The sequence below is a fragment of the Acinetobacter sp. IK23 genome (assembly GCF_035615275.1).
Taxonomy (GTDB): Bacteria; Pseudomonadota; Gammaproteobacteria; order Pseudomonadales; family Moraxellaceae; genus Acinetobacter; species Acinetobacter seifertii.
In genome coordinates this window covers 40,750-59,124 of sequence record NZ_JANBNX010000020.1, presented here as the reverse complement: position 1 = coordinate 59,124, position 18,375 = coordinate 40,750, and the positions used below count along the sequence as shown (strand labels likewise).

15 protein-coding genes are annotated in these 18,375 nt (G+C 33.6%); 3 read left to right on the top strand and 12 right to left on the bottom strand.

The genetic code is table 11. The features are described 5' to 3' along the window. Positions 1–13: 13 nt before the first annotated feature. Positions 14–1,681, bottom strand: a complete 1,668-nt coding sequence (gene lldP / locus MSG95_RS13500) for an L-lactate permease (RefSeq protein ID WP_324645084.1) — start codon at positions 1,679–1,681, stop codon at positions 14–16. Positions 1,682–2,056: 375 nt separating this feature from the next. Between lldP and MSG95_RS13495 the strand changes: the two genes are divergently transcribed. After that, positions 2,057–3,427 carry a phosphomannomutase gene (locus MSG95_RS13495; RefSeq protein WP_077165109.1) on the top strand — a complete coding sequence of 457 codons (1,371 nt, stop codon included), beginning with the start codon at positions 2,057–2,059 and terminating at the stop codon, positions 3,425–3,427. 27 nt (positions 3,428–3,454) lie between these two features. Here MSG95_RS13495 and MSG95_RS13490 read toward each other — a convergent pair whose 3' ends face one another. From MSG95_RS13490 to MSG95_RS13465, 6 genes are all read right to left on the bottom strand, one after another. Next, a complete protein-coding gene (locus MSG95_RS13490) occupies positions 3,455–5,116 on the bottom strand; it encodes an LTA synthase family protein (RefSeq protein WP_077165141.1) in 1,662 nt (553 codons plus the stop codon). A 320-nt stretch (positions 5,117–5,436) separates the two neighbouring features. Beyond that, entirely contained in the window at positions 5,437–6,456 is a 1,020-nt protein-coding gene (galE, locus tag MSG95_RS13485) for a UDP-glucose 4-epimerase GalE (protein WP_077165108.1), read from the bottom strand. After that, entirely contained in the window at positions 6,449–8,095 is a 1,647-nt protein-coding gene (gene pgi, locus MSG95_RS13480; RefSeq protein ID WP_087450868.1) for a glucose-6-phosphate isomerase, read from the bottom strand. The genes galE and pgi overlap by 8 nt, the downstream gene beginning before the upstream one ends. Before the next feature lie 23 nt (positions 8,096–8,118). After that, positions 8,119–9,384, bottom strand: coding sequence for a nucleotide sugar dehydrogenase (locus MSG95_RS13475; protein ID WP_077165107.1), 1,266 nt, complete (start codon positions 9,382–9,384; stop codon positions 8,119–8,121). A 15-nt stretch (positions 9,385–9,399) separates the two neighbouring features. Beyond that, a complete protein-coding gene (galU, locus tag MSG95_RS13470; RefSeq protein ID WP_049590767.1) occupies positions 9,400–10,287 on the bottom strand; it encodes a UTP--glucose-1-phosphate uridylyltransferase GalU in 888 nt (295 codons plus the stop codon). Positions 10,288–10,406: 119 nt separating this feature from the next. Continuing rightward, a complete protein-coding gene (locus MSG95_RS13465) occupies positions 10,407–11,852 on the bottom strand; it encodes a capsule assembly Wzi family protein (RefSeq protein WP_077165140.1) in 1,446 nt (481 codons plus the stop codon). Between the two features lie 246 nt (positions 11,853–12,098). On the opposite strand from MSG95_RS13465, the gene MSG95_RS13460 reads away from it, so the two are divergent. Both MSG95_RS13460 and MSG95_RS13455 read left to right on the top strand, forming a co-directional pair. Continuing rightward, on the top strand, positions 12,099–12,767 hold the full coding sequence (locus MSG95_RS13460) for a sugar transferase (protein ID WP_145953349.1): 669 nt from the start codon (positions 12,099–12,101) through the stop codon (positions 12,765–12,767). Between the two features lies 1 nt (position 12,768). Further along, positions 12,769–13,599: a glycosyltransferase gene (locus MSG95_RS13455; RefSeq protein ID WP_077165106.1), complete on the top strand. Its 831-nt coding sequence runs from the start codon at positions 12,769–12,771 to the stop codon at positions 13,597–13,599. Between the two features lie 18 nt (positions 13,600–13,617). Here the strand turns inward: MSG95_RS13455 and MSG95_RS13450 are convergent, their stop codons facing one another. From MSG95_RS13450 to rfbC, 5 genes are read right to left on the bottom strand one after another with little or no spacing between them, the layout of a single operon-like run. Further along, on the bottom strand, positions 13,618–14,517 hold the full coding sequence (locus MSG95_RS13450; RefSeq protein WP_077165105.1) for a glycosyltransferase family 2 protein: 900 nt from the start codon (positions 14,515–14,517) through the stop codon (positions 13,618–13,620). A 1-nt stretch (position 14,518) separates the two neighbouring features. Further along, positions 14,519–15,727 (bottom strand): O-antigen ligase family protein, encoded by a 1,209-nt coding sequence (locus MSG95_RS13445; RefSeq protein ID WP_324624808.1) that lies wholly within the window; start codon positions 15,725–15,727, stop codon positions 14,519–14,521. A gap of 8 nt (positions 15,728–15,735) precedes the next feature. Continuing rightward, complete coding sequence (locus MSG95_RS13440) at positions 15,736–16,506, bottom strand: glycosyltransferase family 2 protein (protein ID WP_077165103.1); 771 nt, start codon at positions 16,504–16,506, stop codon at positions 15,736–15,738. Between the two features lie 33 nt (positions 16,507–16,539). After that, a complete protein-coding gene (locus MSG95_RS13435) occupies positions 16,540–17,775 on the bottom strand; it encodes a flippase (protein ID WP_077165102.1) in 1,236 nt (411 codons plus the stop codon). Positions 17,776–17,794: 19 nt separating this feature from the next. Beyond that, positions 17,795–18,370, bottom strand: a complete 576-nt coding sequence (gene rfbC, locus MSG95_RS13430; protein ID WP_077165101.1) for a dTDP-4-dehydrorhamnose 3,5-epimerase — start codon at positions 18,368–18,370, stop codon at positions 17,795–17,797. Positions 18,371–18,375: the final 5 nt, after the last annotated feature.

Here is an 18,375-nt window from a genome sequence, read left to right as displayed (position 1 = left end):
TCCTTCACTGGAGTTATGTAATCATCCACGGAACCAGATAAGCCTGAACCGTAATAATGATGCCAACAAAGACAGTGAATATGATGCTATGTTTTACCGTGAAACGGAACAAGTCAGATTCTTTTCCAACTAAGCCTACTGCTGCACACGCAATCGCAATCGACTGTGGAGAAATCATCTTACCTGTTACGCCACCGCTGGTATTTGCAGCCACAAGCAATACTTCTGGAATACCAATTTGCTGTGCTGTAGTTGCCTGTAATGCCGAGAACAAAGCATTTGAAGAGGTATCTGAACCCGTAAGGAATACACCAAGCCAGCCCAAAAATGGCGAGAAGAAAGTAAATGCATGCCCTGTATGTGCTAGAGCCAAAGCCAAAGTAGCAGATAAACCTGAATAGTTCGCAATAAAAGCAAAAGCTAACACCATACCAATTGAATAAATCGGTGTTTTCAACTCATTAAGTGTTTCACCAAAGGTTGTTACTGCCTCACTTGCTTTCATTTTTAAGAAAATAGCGGTGATGATTGCAGCAATAAAAATTGCAGTACCTGTTGCAGAGAACCAGTCAAACTTATAAATCGCTTCGTATGGCTTCATCTCTGCCACAATTGGCGGCATTTTTTCGACCAATTTATGCAAATATGGTACTTCAAGTTTAAAAATCCAGTGTTCAAGAGCACCATCTTTTGCAAATAATGCTTTAAATGGCTTAACGCTCCAGATCGTCACCATGACTGTTAAAATAGCAAATGGAGACCACGCCTTAGCAATTTTCCCAATGCTATAACGTTGAACCGTAGTAGGTTGCTGAGTCAAAGTTTGACCCGCTTCAGGCTCAAAACGGAAAATATGTTTTGGTTTCCAGAAACGGAACAACACAGTCAAGCTGACCAATGATGCAATTGCAGCGGTAATATCCGGTAATTCAGGACCAATGAAGTTAGATGTAAGATATTGGGCAATCGCAAACGAACCACCACCAACGACTACCCCAGGCCAAGTTTCTTTAACACCACGCCAGCCATCCATAATCGCCATAATCCAGAACAGCACAATCAGCGTTAAAAATGGCAACTGACGACCAACCATCTGGCTAATTTCCATGGTATCTACGCCAGAAACCTGCCCTGCCACAATAATTGGAATACCCATTGCACCGAACGCAACTGGCGCTGTATTTACAATCAAGCACAAACCAGCAGCGTAAAGTGGCTTAAAGCCTAAACCAACAAGGAGTGCAGCGGTAATTGCCACAGGAGCACCGAAACCAGCAGCACCTTCAAGGAAAGTACCAAATGCAAAACCAACCAATAACATTTGTAGACGTTGGTCTTCGGTAATTGACAAAATGCTTGAACGAATAACCTCAAACTGGCCTGTTTTTACTGAAATTTTGTATAGAAAAACTGCCCCAATAATGATCCATGAAATTGGCCATAGACCATAGAAGAAACCGTAAATGATTGACGCAAAGGCCATTTGACCCGGCATTTGATAGAAAAAGAGCGCAATCAATAGTGCAATAATGACTGTGCCTGTACCCGCAATACTGCCTTTTAAACGAAAAACAGCCAATGCCAAAAAGAAGAAAATAATCGGGATTAATGCAACCGCACTAGACAGCCAAATATTATTTAAAGGGTCATAAAGTTGTTGCCACATATTGAGCATTGTCATCTCCTTGAAATGCCGAGGCGAAATTTTTTGTACCTTAAAAGTTTAAACATTTAGCACAATTGGTATTACCAATTTAAATTTAAGTGCAAATATTCTTCCTTAAACCATAGATCTCATCATAAACACAGATATTGGCAAGATCAATCATTAAATTAACATCATAATTGGTATGACCAATATAGCTAAGAAAAATAAAGCTATTTCTAATTTATAAATTTATTTATTAGACTAAAGTCGTAAAAATCTTTCTTATAAATTTAGATATGAGCTACCGAAATGAAGTGAAAAATTTGAATATAAAAACTATAAACATACCTGTTTCATGATCTATGTATAATGTGCACACAACTCAAACCACATGTATTGAATTGAATAATGACTACTTTAACGTGTTTTAAAGCTTATGATATCCGAGGCAAACTCGGCACCGAATTGAATGAAGAAATCGCCTATAAAATTGGCCGCGCATACGGACAAATCTATAAACCAAAGACCGTGGTTGTAGGTTGTGATATTCGTCTAAGCAGTGAGGGTTTAAAACAAGCGACTATCCGCGGTTTAAACGATGCGGGTGTGAATGTGCTTGATTTGGGCATGACGGGAACTGAAGAAGTTTACTTCGCCGCTTTCCATTTAGATGTGCAAGGTGGTATCGAAGTTACTGCGAGCCATAACCCAATGGACTATAACGGTATGAAATTGGTTCGAGAAAATGCTCGTCCAATTAGTGCAGATACCGGTTTAAAAGAAATTCAGGCTTTAGCAGAAACCAATCACTTTGAAGAAGTTAGCCAAAAAGGCACAACTCAAAGTTATAACATTTTGCCTGAGTTCGTCGATCACTTAATCACCTATATTGAACCAGCAAAAATCCGCCCACTTAAGTTAGTGGTAAACGCGGGTAATGGTGCAGCTGGTCACGTGATTGATGCCATTGAAGAAAAATTTAAGGCGCTTAACGTACCCGTTGAATTTATTAAAATTCACCATGAGGCAGATGGTACTTTCCCAAATGGGATTCCTAACCCAATTTTAATTGAAAACCGTGACAGTACTCGAAATGCTGTTCTTGAGCATAAAGCAGATATGGGAATTGCTTGGGACGGCGACTTTGACCGCTGTTTCTTGTTCGATGAAAAAGGTCAATTCATTGAAGGCTACTATATTGTTGGTCTACTGGCTCAAGCTTTCTTGATTAAACAATCAGGCGAGAAAATTGTGCACGATCCACGTTTAGTGTGGAACACATTTGATATCGTAGATGAATATAAAGGTGTTGCTGTACAGTCAAAATCTGGTCACGCGTTCATTAAAGACGTTATGCGTGAACACAATGCGGTATATGGCGGTGAAATGAGTGCCCATCACTATTTCCGTGACTTTGCTTACTGTGATAGCGGTATGATTCCGTGGTTACTTACTGTTGCTCTACTTTCTGAAACAGGACAATCACTTTCAACACTCGTTGAAAATATGATTACCAAATTTCCTTGTAGTGGTGAAATCAACTTTAAAGTAGCTGATACACAAATCACTATTCAAAAGATTTTTGATTTCTATGCTGCTCAAAACCCGGAAATTGACCGTACCGATGGTGTAAGCCTCGACTTTGGTGCATGGCGTTTTAATGTACGTGCTTCAAACACTGAGCCTTTACTACGTCTCAACATTGAAAGCCGTGCAGACCGTCAAGCTCAGCCAATGCAGCATTATGTAGATGAATTGACTGGACTAATTCAGTCTTAATAGAGCTCATCTCAAAGAGATGGAAGATTATTGTTCCATCTCTTTTTGGCTATTCTGCATAATTTTATAAGTATGATTATGTCCATCTAATACATCCTTATTTAGATTTTCATAACCTTTCAACAGCGCTTTTTTATCAAAATTACACGTTTGATTTTCATTAATAAATTTTTGGTGAATGGCACTAAAACAACTCGATACATCATCAACAAATTGATAGTAATCAGACAAAGGCAACCCTGCCAACTTTAATAGTTTTGGAGCAACGAAACTTGCAGAAATATAAGGCTGATTCAAGGGCTTCTTATCTAATTTATAATTGCTCCACACTACAAACGGTGTCTGATAATTTTTTAAATTAGTCCGCTCAGGATCATCTTTAAAAAATCCATAACTCTCATAAACTTCTTGTAGATTCGGTAAATGATCGCCAAAAGCCACTAAAATTGTTGGTCGATCTACTGTCTTTAAATATTCAGCGAGCTCTTTTAGCTTTTGGTTAGCACGTGCAGTTCCAGCAGTATAAGTACTTAACTTTTGCTTTTCAGTCTCAGACAGCTCTTTATTAAATTTATAATTCTGCTTACCAAAACGATCATCGTTATACATAGGATGATTTTCAACAGTAATCGCATAAATAAACTTTGGCTGTTGCTCGTTCTCTTCTAAAGTAGACTTAATCGAATCAAAAATAAGATCATCTGTGGCCCACCCACCCAAGTTAAAAACTGTAGATCGATCTTTTTGGGCAATCATATTTTCAAGTGATATAAATTTATCGAAGCCTAAATCTGGATATACCTTATTCCGATTATAGTAATATCCATAGTTATTATGCATTGCAATCGTTTGGTAACCAATTGAGTTTAAATAATAAGGCAGAGCATAAATTGGCTTTTTCAACTTGGAGACATATAACAACTCATTTGGGAAAAAAGTTGTGTTGAGGCTCGTAAGTACTTCAAATTCAACATTCGCAGTACCTCCTCCAAAAGAAGGAGACAGTAAATTAGAGACCTGATTTTGATGAACAAAAGATAGTAAGTCTTTTGGTAAACCACTATCTAAATGATGAGAATCCCAAAAAGATTCTTCCATCACGATAACAATGTTCGGATATTCCTTCTCATTGTCGTCTAAAGATTGAGCCAAATGATGTTCCTGCAAAATCTGCTGTATCTCTTGCTCAGATACTTTACGATTAGGTAATAAAACACTGGTTACATTATCCAATACCTTAGATACGTAAAAAGTCACAAAACCATAATCTTGAATTTTTCGATAGTCGCCGATCCAGTCATTTCTCGTATTTGGAAATTCTTGTAAACTGGCACAAATCATAGGTTTATTTTCTGAAAAACACGCCCCTGTAGGATTTTTAATAAAATTTAAGTAAATTAAGCCACTACCAAGCAATCCAAAAATAATAATATTGGGAACATAGGTATGAAAAGTGGCTTTACTTTCTTTACGTATAGCAATCAGCAGCACAATAAGAAAGAAAATAATGAGAGTAAAAAAGATGAGCTGTAAATGCCAAGGAGTTGCCTTCATGGCCTCTGGAAGTAAAAAAATATCTTCAGGACTTAAATTACTAAATAAATATTGTTGCTTCTTTTTATTAATAAAATTTAAAAATATAACAAATAATTGACTTAAAAAAAGAGCTGTATACTTTCGGCCAACTATAATAAAAAATAGTTGAATTACTGCATAGTTAAAGAGAATTGAAAAAATAGCTTTTTCTGAAATCAAATAGCTATAAAACTTATCCCATGTCAAGTTCATATCCCATGCAACGTATACACCTACGCAGGTGGATAAAAAAGCAATAAAGATAAATAACAGCTGTTGACGTAAAAAAACCATGACGACAAAAAAGAGGCTAACAGGGGATTATGGCGAATACTAACATGAAAGTAGTCACTACAACTTTAGCCTCTTTTTAGAAAAAAGCCTTATCTCGGCACAACAACAATATCTGCCTGATATTTAGAAAAATTAAATAATTATTTTTTATATCCAGTCGGATTCTGTTTTTGCCAGTTCCAACTATCGGCTAGCATATCTTCCAAAGTATATTGTGGCTTCCACTCCAACTCTTGTTCAGCACGAGAGGCATCTGCATAAAACGCGGATAAATCCCCCTCCCGTCTATCAACAAACTCAGTTGGAATTTGAATACCATTCACTTTTTCAAAGGTTTCTTTAATTTGCAAAATTGAAATTGGAACACCTGTTCCAATATTCCAAGCCCGACAGCCACGACTATTCAAACGATTCGCCAATGCCAAAACATGGGCTCTAGCCAAGTCAACAACATGGATAAAATCCCGTTCACAAGTTCCATCTTTAGTTGGGTAGTCATTGCCAAAAATCAACAGTTTCTCACGTCGCCCTACAGCAACTTGTGTGACATAAGGCATAAGATTATTAGGAACACCTAATGGATCTTCTCCAATCTGCCCACTTTTATGAGCACCCACAGGATTGAAATAACGTAATAAAGCAATCGACCATCTAGAATCTGCCAGTGCTATTTTTTGTAGCATCTGCTCAATAATCATTTTGGTATACCCATAATTATTATTAGGAATACTTAAAAGCATATCTTCATGGTATGGAGATGGATTTAATTCACCATAAACTGTTGCCGATGAACTAAATACAAAATTAAAAACTCCTGCTTTCTCCATTGATTTAACAAGCTGGTTAGTACCTGCAATATTATTATCAAAATAAATTAATGGCTTTTCCTGACTTTCACCAACAGCTTTTAAACCAGCAAAATGAATAACAGCTTCAATATTATAATTTTTAAAAAGCTGATCTAAAACATTTCCATCACGAATGTCACCTTGAACAAAAATTAAGGATTTATTCGCCAACTTTTGTACACGTTTTAGAGATTCTTCAGAGCTATTTGACAAATTATCCAATACAATAACTTCGTGACCTGCATTAAGCAATTCAATACAAGCATGTGAACCAATATAACCAGCACCTCCGGTCACTAATATTTTAGCCATCTGTCTTCCCTAATAATATTTTTAATAAACCTTGTGTTGAAACATCAAAAGTTGAAATATCTTTGATCTCACGATTTAAAACAGGTAATAATTGACTAGCAATTTCCTTCCCTTTTTCAACACCCCATTGATCAAAAGGATTAATATTCCATAAAACTGATTGTACAAAAACCTTATGTTCGTACATTGCTATCAACATACCTAAACTATATGGATTTAATTCTTTTAAAAGAATAGTTGAACTTGGTTGATTACCCTCATATTTTTTATAAGTTGGTAAATTATTTAATTCATCATTCGAAAGTGCCTGATTACCAAATGCTAATAAACGTGATTGAGCTAAACAATTAGATAAAGCAAGATGATGTTGATCTACCAAAGCGGCAGCATTCTCTGCATAAGTAAATTGATTGGCGTTATATCGTTTTACTGGTGCAATAAAGTCACAACTTACGGAATGCGTACCTTGATGCAAAAGCTGATAAAATGCATGTTGTGCATTTGGCCCAACTTCTCCCCAAATAATTGGACATGTAACAGAGTTCACTTTTTCTCCATTACGTTGAGTCGACTTCCCATTGGACTCCATTTCCAATTGCTGCAAATAGGAAGCAAAGTACTTTAAACGCCCATCATATGGTAATACTGCATGAGTTTGAATATTTAAAAAATTATTATTCCAAACTCCGAGTAATCCCATTAAAACAGGAATGTTGTTCTCAAAAGATGTTGTTTGAAAGTGTTGATCTATCGCATAAGCACCAGCTAGTAACTGCTTAAAACCATCAACACCTATACTTAAAGCTATAGGAAATCCAATGCATGACCATAATGAATATCGACCACCAACCCAGTCCCACAGCAGAAGTTGTTTGTCAGGGGATATTCCCCACTCTGTCATTTTTTCAGGTTTTGTCGATACACCTACAAAATGACTTTTTATCACACACTCTCTATCACCCAGAGCTTTTTGCAGCCACTGACGAGCAGTTTCCGCATTTGATAAAGTATCAATCGTACCAAACGATTTTGACGATATAATGAAAAGAGTTGTTTCAGGTCGTAATTGATGTAATAAATCAGATAACTGACTACCATCCATCGTAGAAACAAAATGTATTGCTAAAGGTTTAGCTGTAGGCACTTTAAAATCAGAAAGTGCATGCGTAACCATTAAAGGTCCTAGATCTGATCCACCAACCCCAATATTTACGACATCTTGAATAACTTCACCAGTTACACCACGATACTGCCCAGAATGTATTTGTTTTACTAACTTGTACATGTTTTCAAGTTGTTGATGCACGGATGATGATAACTCATCAAATTCAGTATTAAATCTCGGTAATCTTAGAGCCCAGTGCATCGCTGACCGATTCTCGGTATAGTTTATCTTCTCACCAGAGAACAATCTTTTGATCCAAATATCCAGCTGTTTTTTATTAGCAAATTCGACTAAAGCATTTATTACTTCTATATCTATTCTATGTTTACTAAAATCAAAAGTTATATCGTCATAATGTAAACAAAACTGTTCGAAACGATCAACTTGCTCTGAAAATAATTCATTAAGGTGTTTAGATTTCAGTTTGTCAGCTAATGACTGCAAAGTGTAATTTGGTATATATATGTTTTGCATCAAATGTTCTTCAATTTTTTCATTCATTTTCGTCCAACACCCTCGTAGACAAAGCCGGTTGCTTTAACATAGTCAGGATCATAAATATTACGCCCATCTAAAATTAATGGATGACGCATTTTTTTATGTAATTGTTGAAAATTAGGGCTAAAATAACACCTCCATGCTGTAACAATACACAGTGCATCGGCATCATTAACAACTTCATAAGGATCGTGACTAAGAACTAAATCTTCTCGCTCGCCGTAAATTTTATATATTTCTTGTAATGCTTGTGGATCATGTAATCGTACCTTTGCCCCTTGCGCCCATAATGCGGCTAATATCGTGTGGATAGGAGAATTATTTACATTAGAACTATTTTCCTTGAACGATGCTCCCCATATAGCTATGGTTTTTTCTTTCAGATTTGAATGGTAATAATTCCAAAGTTTCCTAAAAAGAATTTCTTTTTGTGTTTCATTAATCTCCCATACTTGTTGAAGAAGACGGCTTTTAGCACCCGTCTGAGAAACTGCACTTGATAAGGTCAAAATATCATGTGAAAAATTTTCTCCACCAAAACCAGATCCTGGCGATAAATAAGCCGAGCCAATTCGAGTATCTGCACCTAATGCTTGTTTCACATTCAATATATCGATACCCAGTTTCTCAGCAACTAAAGCTAAGTCATTCATATAACTTACACGTGTCGCCAACATGCCTGAGATACTCAATTTGGTAAACTCCGCATCTAAAATAGGCATAAATAAATATTGATTTTCATACCTAAAAAATGGTCGCAATAACTCTTTAATCAATCGTTTTGATTCTTCTACCTCTACACCAACAATAACATGTTTAACATTTAAGACACTATTAATAGCATTTCCCTCTTGAATAACATCGGGAAAATAAACCCAATAGTCATTTGGTAATATTGCTTTTAGTTTTTCAGTTCCATGTAAACCAAAGGTTGAACTATTTATCATTAATCGAGGATGAACTATAGGCCGATGTGATAACAGACTCAATGTATTGAATGCAAGGTCATACTCAGTTGGATTAAAGCAGAAAAAGTAAACTTCCATATCCACAGGAATATCAACCAAGCTCTTTTCAATTAAACTGCCTAAATCTCGCTGTTTGATTAGTCTACGATTTACTTCTTCTTCTTGATATTCGATACCTGAAATATTTTTGTTCAAATATGAATTCTGATGGCACCAATAAACCTGATTACCATACTCAGATAACAACGCTGCCATAACTCCAGCATGTAAAGTGGTACCCAAGATTGCAATTTTCATTTTGTACCCTATTATCTAAGAAAGCTGAATATTTAAGTCTGCAATTAATTGTTTAAAATCCTTTCCTAACTTTGGATGGTTTACTCCATAATCCAATACAGCTTTTAAGTAGCCTAATTTATTTCCACAATCAAACGTTTTACCTCTCATTCTATAGGCCTCAACTACATCATTTTGTTGTAGTGTTGCAATTGCATCAGTCAATTGAATTTCATTACCCGCACCTTTTGATGTGCGCTCTAGAATGTTCATAATTTTGTTAGGTAAAACATAACGGCCAACTACAGAAAGGTTCGATGGTGCATCAGCAATATTAGGTTTTTCAACAATTGCTCGCACCACCTCGTTTCCACCCTCCTGAGGTACTGTCGCAACATCAACGATCCCATATTGGTCTACTAAATGTGGCAACACACTTTCAACCATAATCTGAGCGATATTAACTTTGTTATAACGCCCAATCATTATTTCCAAATCACTTTGCTGATTGGACTCATTTTTAACTAAAACGTCAGGAAGCAGGACAGCAAAATCATCATCACCAACGATATCTTTTGCACATAAAACAGCATGCCCTAAGCCAAGTGGTTGAGGTTGACGAATACTAACAATAGAGACATGATCAGGAATAATATCTGTAATTTCTTCCAAGAGATCGAATTTTTGTTTTTCTATCAAAATTGTCTCTAACTCAAAATTACGATCAAAATAATTTTCTATCGACACTTTCGATGAATGAGTCACTAAAATAATTTGCTCAATACCTGCTTCAACAGCCTCTCGAACAACGTATTCAATTGCAGGACGATCAACGACCGTGACCATTTCTTTAGGAATTGACTTACTGGCAGGTAAGAAACGAGTCCCTAACCCTGCAACAGGAAGAATGGCTTTTTTGATCATTTGTGTATTCACTATAAAAGTTTCTATCTAAAATTAAATAAATCTCGCATGTTATTAAACCGCGAGATGGTTTTGATAAATTTGTATTGTCTAGTCAAATAAAACCTGTTCTTTCATCTCTAAAATTTCATATTTAACGGAAGCTCTAGACTCACTGAAGCACCACTATCTTTTCCTTTAACGTCAGAGTCACTTAACCAAACATTAATCTTTAAAGGAATTTGAGGTTTGATATTATGAGTCCAGGTAAGATCCAAACCTTTTATTTTATCTTTTTGGTCAAATGCATGATTAATTTCGACATTCGATTGATTAACTTGAGTGTAAAACACTCTACCCATTAAACGATTAACTTTATCGAACTGAATATCCCCACCTAATGAAACCAAATCACCATCACCACCAATTGGGTATCCAAGGGGATAACCATTCTGATAATAACCATCAGTGTAAATATAGTGATTATAACTATAACCTAAGTTTTTACCATTTGTGCTAGTGTCCGCCCACTCCACATAAACTGAAAATGGCATATTTTTATAAGAAGCTGCGTAATCCAAACCAGCTAAGTAAGTATTCCTCGAAGGTAAACCACCTGCTTCATCTTCTCCAATTACTTGTCCATAGACACCAATTGGATACCCTAAAGCTTTATTTAAATTAAGTCTAAAATCTATTCCTGCCAATTGATTAGAAGGATCTTCGGCAGGATTATAGACATTATCATTGCCTTTGATCGCCTGCCATAAAGTATTTAAACTTTCAGAACGCCCCTCGCCACCCCATTGCAATACACGGGAAGCGCCTAATTCTAAAAACTGGAATGGTTGAGCCGTTATTCTTAGTCCGAGTAATTTTGCATGCGGGACAGCTTCATAATCTTTCAGTTGCCCGGCAAAAACCTGATACTGCCAAGAGCCAAACCAAGACAACCATTTTGTTTCAAATGGATTTTGTAACGCCCTTTGAATAGTGACACCATAGACAGGCCTACTCGCATCACCACGAATTAAACTACCCTCATGACCAGGGCCCCACCATGTTGGTATTTGACCTGCTATCAACCATTGATTCCATAGCTTAGTAGCAAGATAAGACCCTTCAAGGTTAATATCTTCATTCATCGTGTCTTGTTGATCTTTTTCTACATTAACGCGAAGCTTTGCATCCCAAAATGTTCCACCTGTATTCAATTCCAAATATCCTTGATATTCAGATTTGCTTTTATCCGCAAAACTTTTAGGTAAATATTTTGGATCAGACTCTGCAAACAATCCAATCTTTACAGCGTCATTGTCTAAATTTATATTTTTTTGTATCGAAGCAATAACTTTTTCTTGTACTGAATTTGTCGGTTTTGCATTAGATAAGGCATTTTGAATTTCATCACCGCTCAATGGCCATGTAGATGTACTTATTTGAATTACACCTTGCTGATTCAACCAGTTCAAATCATTACGCAACTCACTGTCATTCAATAAAATTCCTTGCGCAAAAACAACTGATGTTGTTGTTAATCCTAAAAGAAATAATCCCATTAAAATTTGTTTTTGCTTCACCTTCATCATTCTATAATCTCAAAACTATTCGAGCAATGATAACTATCTTATCGAAATTTGAATGTAATTTTCAGTATTTTTTAACCTATAACTGTTGTTTAGAATCTAAAAAATCTATCTTATTGAATTATGCCTTAAAATTGAATAAACTTCTGGTTAATGAAGTTTGCCCAATCTACACTTGCAATACTATTGTAATAAAAACAACATTACACTTGTATTATGATAGATGAACGCAAAGTTTTACCTCTTATGAATACAAAATTAACATACCCAATATCGAATGAAGAAAATCAATTCATGATTATCAAACCTCAACCCCCTCTCAAACGAGTCTTTGATTTATTCTTTGCAATCATACTTTTTATTGTATTACTACCTTTATTCTTACTATTTTCCATTATTGTAAAAGTAGATGGTGGCAGTGCTTTTTATGGACATGAGAGGGTAGGCAAAAATGGGCAGAAATTTAAATGTTTAAAATTTAGATCTATGGCGAGTAACTCCCAAGAACTATTACAGAATCTCTTAGCATCCGATCCAATAGCATATGAAGAATGGCACAGTACCTACAAACTAAAAAATGATCCTCGTGTTACAAAAATTGGGCATTTTTTAAGAAAATCAAGTTTAGACGAGATGCCACAACTTATTAACATCATTAAAGGTGAAATGAGCTTTGTCGGTCCTAGACCCGTAACTCAAGATGAACTGACTCGTTACAAAGACAATGTTATTTACTATCTAGCAGTTACACCAGGTCTGACAGGCCTATGGCAGGTAAGTGGACGTAACGATATTGATTATGAAACACGTGTTTTATTAGACACTCAATACGTCAAAAATTGGTCATTTTTTCAAGACCTAAAAATTCTCGCAAAAACATTTATCATTGTTATTCTTGGCAAAGGCGCATACTAATATGATCATTGAGGACTCCCAACTAGTTTCTGACAAAACAGTTTTCGCCTCTATTGTTATTTACAAACATTCCTATTTAGACTTAAAGCCTACCTTAGACTCCTTAAGTAATACTCCTTCAATACAAAAAATCATTCTTATAGACAATGACCAAAGTGATTGGGCTCAAACTTTAAATAATGAAAAAATTGTTTACATAAAATCTGAGGGTAATTTTGGATTTGGATATGGTCATAATCTTGCAATTCAGCAATATGCAAAAGCCTCAGATTTCTTTTTGATTTGCAATCCAGATATTGCGTTTGAAGCAAACGAATTCGAAAAGTTATTAAATTTTGCGGCAAAATCAGATGCTGGATTATTCTTACCTCGCATATATAAAGGTGATGGGGTAGATCAGCATGGTGCTCGTTTATTGCCCACGCCAATGAACTTATTTGCTCGACGCTTTTCTCCAGCATTCGGAGAAAAGCTTGATCAAAATTATTTACTAAAAAAATTTTCTATTAATAAGCCAATATTTGCTCCAAATTTGATTGGATGCTTTATGCTATTTGCAAGTCATGCACTACTCGACCTTGGCGGGTTTGATGAACGCTTTTTTATGTATATGGAAGATGTTGATCTTTCTAGGAGATGTTATGAAAAATATGGAGCTGTGTACTATCCACTTGCACATGTAATACACTTACATGAACAAGGCTCTTATAAAAACAAAACGCTCTTAAAGGCACACCTCAAAAGTGCTTATCAATATTTTAACAAGTGGGGCTGGTTTATTGATGTCAAAAGAAATCAAATCAATGAAGAATGTTTGAAACAGTTTCTTTAAAAAAAAGACTATCAGTTATCAAACCCGATAGTTCTTGCTTTGTCTTAAACCATCTCTGATCGCTTTAATATAATATTTTATATAGTCAGCTTTCTTGCTTTTAGTTAGTAATAGTAAAATTTGAATACCGAAATTTATTATCATTAACTTTATTACCAGTATTTTTGGAACATAAGGCATTTTCCACATAAAAAATAAATTTCGGATGCGATAATAACGTCTTAAACCAGAATGTACTGGTATATTAAAATTTGCAATTTTTAATGTATCATCACCAATACTATGTTTCATTACTGCTTTTTCGGACATATATAACTTATAACCCTTACTTAAAGCTCTAAAACACCATTCTGTATCTACAAAATCAATAAAAAATTCTTCACGCATCAAACCTATTTCTTTGAGAGCTTTAACTGATACTAATGTGCCAGATGAAATTAAAAAACTTACCTCAATAGGCTGACTAATATTTTCAACTACTATTTTATCAATTAGACCATAACTATTAAATTTTAAAGCTGGAAAATAAAATCCTTTTTTTTCATCAATAAAACGTGGCCCTATAGCCGCAAAATTACTGGAATTAGCTCCAACTTTTTTTAAATCAAAAATTAAATTAACCAGGAAATGATCATCAATTTTACTATCTTGATCAAAAAAAATTATTTTATCAGCACCAAGATCAATAGCTTTCGTTATTCCAGTATTTTGTGCTTTAGCTAAACCTTCATTAGAAGATAATTTAATACACAAAATACTATTTGAACATTCAGAAAACATTTCAAAGAAATCATCATCAGAAGCATTATCTATCAAAATAACATTAAATTTACTAGAAATTAGAGTTTTAACTAAATCTAGCAATTTCGCACGATCTGGATTGTAAGTAACAACTAATGAAAAATTTTTATCTTCCATATCAAGTCCTATTTTTGCAATTTCTAAAGTGAAAAGAATAAGAGGCACAGAAAAAAAGTATAACACCTCCACTTGCACCAAATAATAAAGGATTAGTTGAACCCAACATAACCCAAATTATAAATAGGAAAAATGGAACAATAATTTTATTAATGAAGCTCAAAGAAACTTGATAATTAAAATAATAAATATTATAAAGGATTAGCCCAAATAGAATTAATGTACCAATTAAACCTAAATTCATAAGTATAGACAAGGATTGACTCTCATACAAATACTTTACATCACTAGATCGGATGAAATTTGGAAGATAATAACCAAAACCATTACCAAAAAAAGGAGCTTCTAAAAATTTACTAAATAGAAGTCTATTTTGTAAAATTCTTTCTAAATCTGAATAATAATTTACATCAGCAGCGTCCTTCCCAAATCTTGCAGTTACAGCAGAAATTAAAGTACTTCTAATTGATGGTATAAAACTTAACACAAAAAATAAGAAAGCACTTGATAGGATAAATTTTATTTTCTGCTTTAATTCTATATTCATTACAACAAATAAAAATATTAAAGTAAAAGTTATCAACCAAAAAGCTCTTGAAAATATAAGAATAAGCGATATGGATAGTAACAAAAGCTGAGATACAAGTATAAACTTTTTAGAATTACTTTTTAGAAACTCGAATAAAAGAAAATATATACAAAATGGAAGAACAGAATCTACTGGTAATTGTAATCGCGATAAATTAGTATCCCCCACCCCCATTGTCATAAGGTTAATTTTCCATACATCTGAAATTTTTTCTAAAATATCTATAATTGAAAAACCGATAAAAGTACTTAGAAAAATTAGTAATATTTTCAAAGAAGAAATCAACAGTAAGAAAAACTTAATATTTCTATAAACAACACCATAATCCTGATTTGAAGAATATTTATTGTAAGAAACAGAAGCTAAAAACAAAAAAATAATAATGCTTAGTAAAATATCACTTGACTGGCTTAAAATATAAAAATCTTCATTACCTATACTAAATGAATAAAGAACAAAACACACTAGTACAAACAAAAATGGTAAAATTCTTATAAAGAAAAATGAAGCAATTTTAAGATTAAAGAAAAAATAACTAAAAATAAAAAAAATAAACAATGGATTTCTTAAAAATATTAAACCAATAGCTATTTTAAAGAGGTTGTCAATTTTAAACTTCATATAATACCTTACTTAATAGAGTTAATAACTCTGTAAATTTTTCTCAATATTCTAATATTTAACAACCAGTTTAACAAACAATTACTAGATATGAAAAAATTTGTACAAGCAGTATATATAATCTGACTTTTCTTTTTTTTCTCCTGCACTTTAATAAATCTCTCAACAGCAGTATAAAATGAGCGATCTAGATTACCAGCACTTTTATGATATAAGTGAAAATCAATAACATAACAATTTAACCCTAAATTTATTGCATTTTGACACAAATCAGTTGCATATAGGTGAAAACCGGTTAATAATTGAGAACAACCTATATTATGTTTCATATTAATAATCAGAAAATTTTCATCTAAGCTCATTACCTTTGCTGGAAGATTACCATTTTTTTGCTCTCCATTAGGATCAGTTATATTGATAAAGTATTCCCCCTTCTCGTTTTTTCCAGCATTGCCAGCTACGGCCCAATTATTATCTTTAGATTCTAACTCACTAATACAATTTAATAGCTTATAATAACTATCATAATGAAATAAAATATCTTGATGGCAAAAAATCATATATTCAGATTTACATATTTTTAAAGCATGATTCAAACCAGAATATCCATCAAATGTATTTGAATTTTTATTGTCGAAATAATAAAATTTTATATCTTCACGATCAAAGCCTACTTTTTCAGCACTCTCGACCATTTCATTATACTCTTCAAATCGAGTAACTAGAGTATAAAATTCAATTTTATTTTCAAATACTTGATTTTTTGGCACTTGATACATAAAAATTTCCAATCTCGAGTTAGTTTAACTTGATTAATTCCATTGCTTAATTTTCTTACAAAAACCAAGAAATAACATCAGTGAAACTATTGTTTCTGTAATAACAATTGATACCGCAGCACCATAAATATCATAGTAATATATTAAAATAAAAATATGAAGAAGATGGCTTAGCCCACCTAAAATATATATTTTCCCCAACAACTTAGCTTCACCAATTACAATCAATCCCCATTGACCAAAAAGAATTCCTAGTGAAATCACTAACGGTAAAATAGACAAGATCTCTAATATTTTATAAGATTCATAAAACTCACTACCATAAAGTATAGATACAATAAATCTAGAGCTTAAAAAAATTAATATTGAAATTAAAAAACCTATCAAAGTTAAAATTATACCGAATTTTTTAAATTTTAATAAATATTCTTTCTTATTATTAAAATTGGACAAATTAGGGAAAATTGCCTGGTTCAATGGGCCCATTAATGATTGAGATGTAGTAATAACTTTATCTGCCGATGAATAAATTCCAATATTTCTCAAACCTACAAAAAAACTCATAATAAATGTATTCATAGTTGTATAAATACTTGAGCCCAAGTAACTAACAAATATATATGATGACTCTACAAGTAGATTCTTAGAAAAAAGATAATCAAATTTACAAAATTTTGCTAATTTCAATTTAAATACATAAAGAATTGAAATCAAACCAGATATAAATAATCCTAGGCATATAAAAAACATCGCCCAATTAATATCATCACTTCCATTAACAAAAACAAAAATTAACAACAATGAGACAAATTTTGACAATGTTGTTGGGATCAAGAGAATACTCATTCTCTGTAGACCTTGAAATAACCATATTGGATTTAAAGTTGCTCCCAATAAGGATATAAATCCTATATAAATTAAATATTGGATATTTTTAAATTGGGGAATAAATTGACAAAGTAGGAATGTTAATATAATTGAAAAAGCTAAGAAAAAAAACTTTATTAAAATTGTATGAGTAAATAATCTATTAATTTCTTTTTGATTCTTATTCTCATTAGCAATACTAATTCTCCGGGTAACAGTTAAATTAAACCCAAAATCTATAAGCATCACCAAATACAAGATAATAGCTTGAGATAAAGCTAAAGCTCCCATTCCACTAGGACCAAATATTCTTGACAAATAGGGGATAGTGAGTAAAGGAAAAATATAATTCGTACCCTGAATTAAAAAGAGTATAAAAATATTTTTCCGAACTATGCTCATATAGACCTATATTTTAAATTTAGAAAATACTACGATTACTAATAGCTTCTTTAAAAGTTGGAGCAAGTCTATCTTTATCTGTCAACTTTAATTCGATTCCGCTTTCTATTGGCCACTCAATTGCAAAGTCAGCATCATCCCATACAATACTTCTTTCACACTCTTTAGAGTAATAATCTGTGGTCTTATATAAAAACTGAGTATTATCTTCGAGTGCTATAAAGCCATGCGCAAAACCAGCAGGAATCCAAAACTGTTTGTGGTTTTCACCGGTAAGCTCGACCCCTACCCACTCCCCAAATGTTGGTGAGTTTTCACGTATATCTACTGCTACATCCCACGCTCGGCCTTGTACCACACGTACCAGTTTTCCTTGCGCATGCGGATTAAGCTGATAATGCAAACCGCGCAATACACCTTTTTGTGAAAACGAGTGATTGTCTTGTACAAATTGTGGAACGTCTAAGTCACGCTCAGTAAGTGCCTGCTCAAATTTTTTTTGATTAAAACTTTCCATAAACCAGCCACGGTCATCACCAAACACACGCGGCTCTAAAATGAGTAAACCTTCGATTTTGGTTTCAATAATATTCATTATAA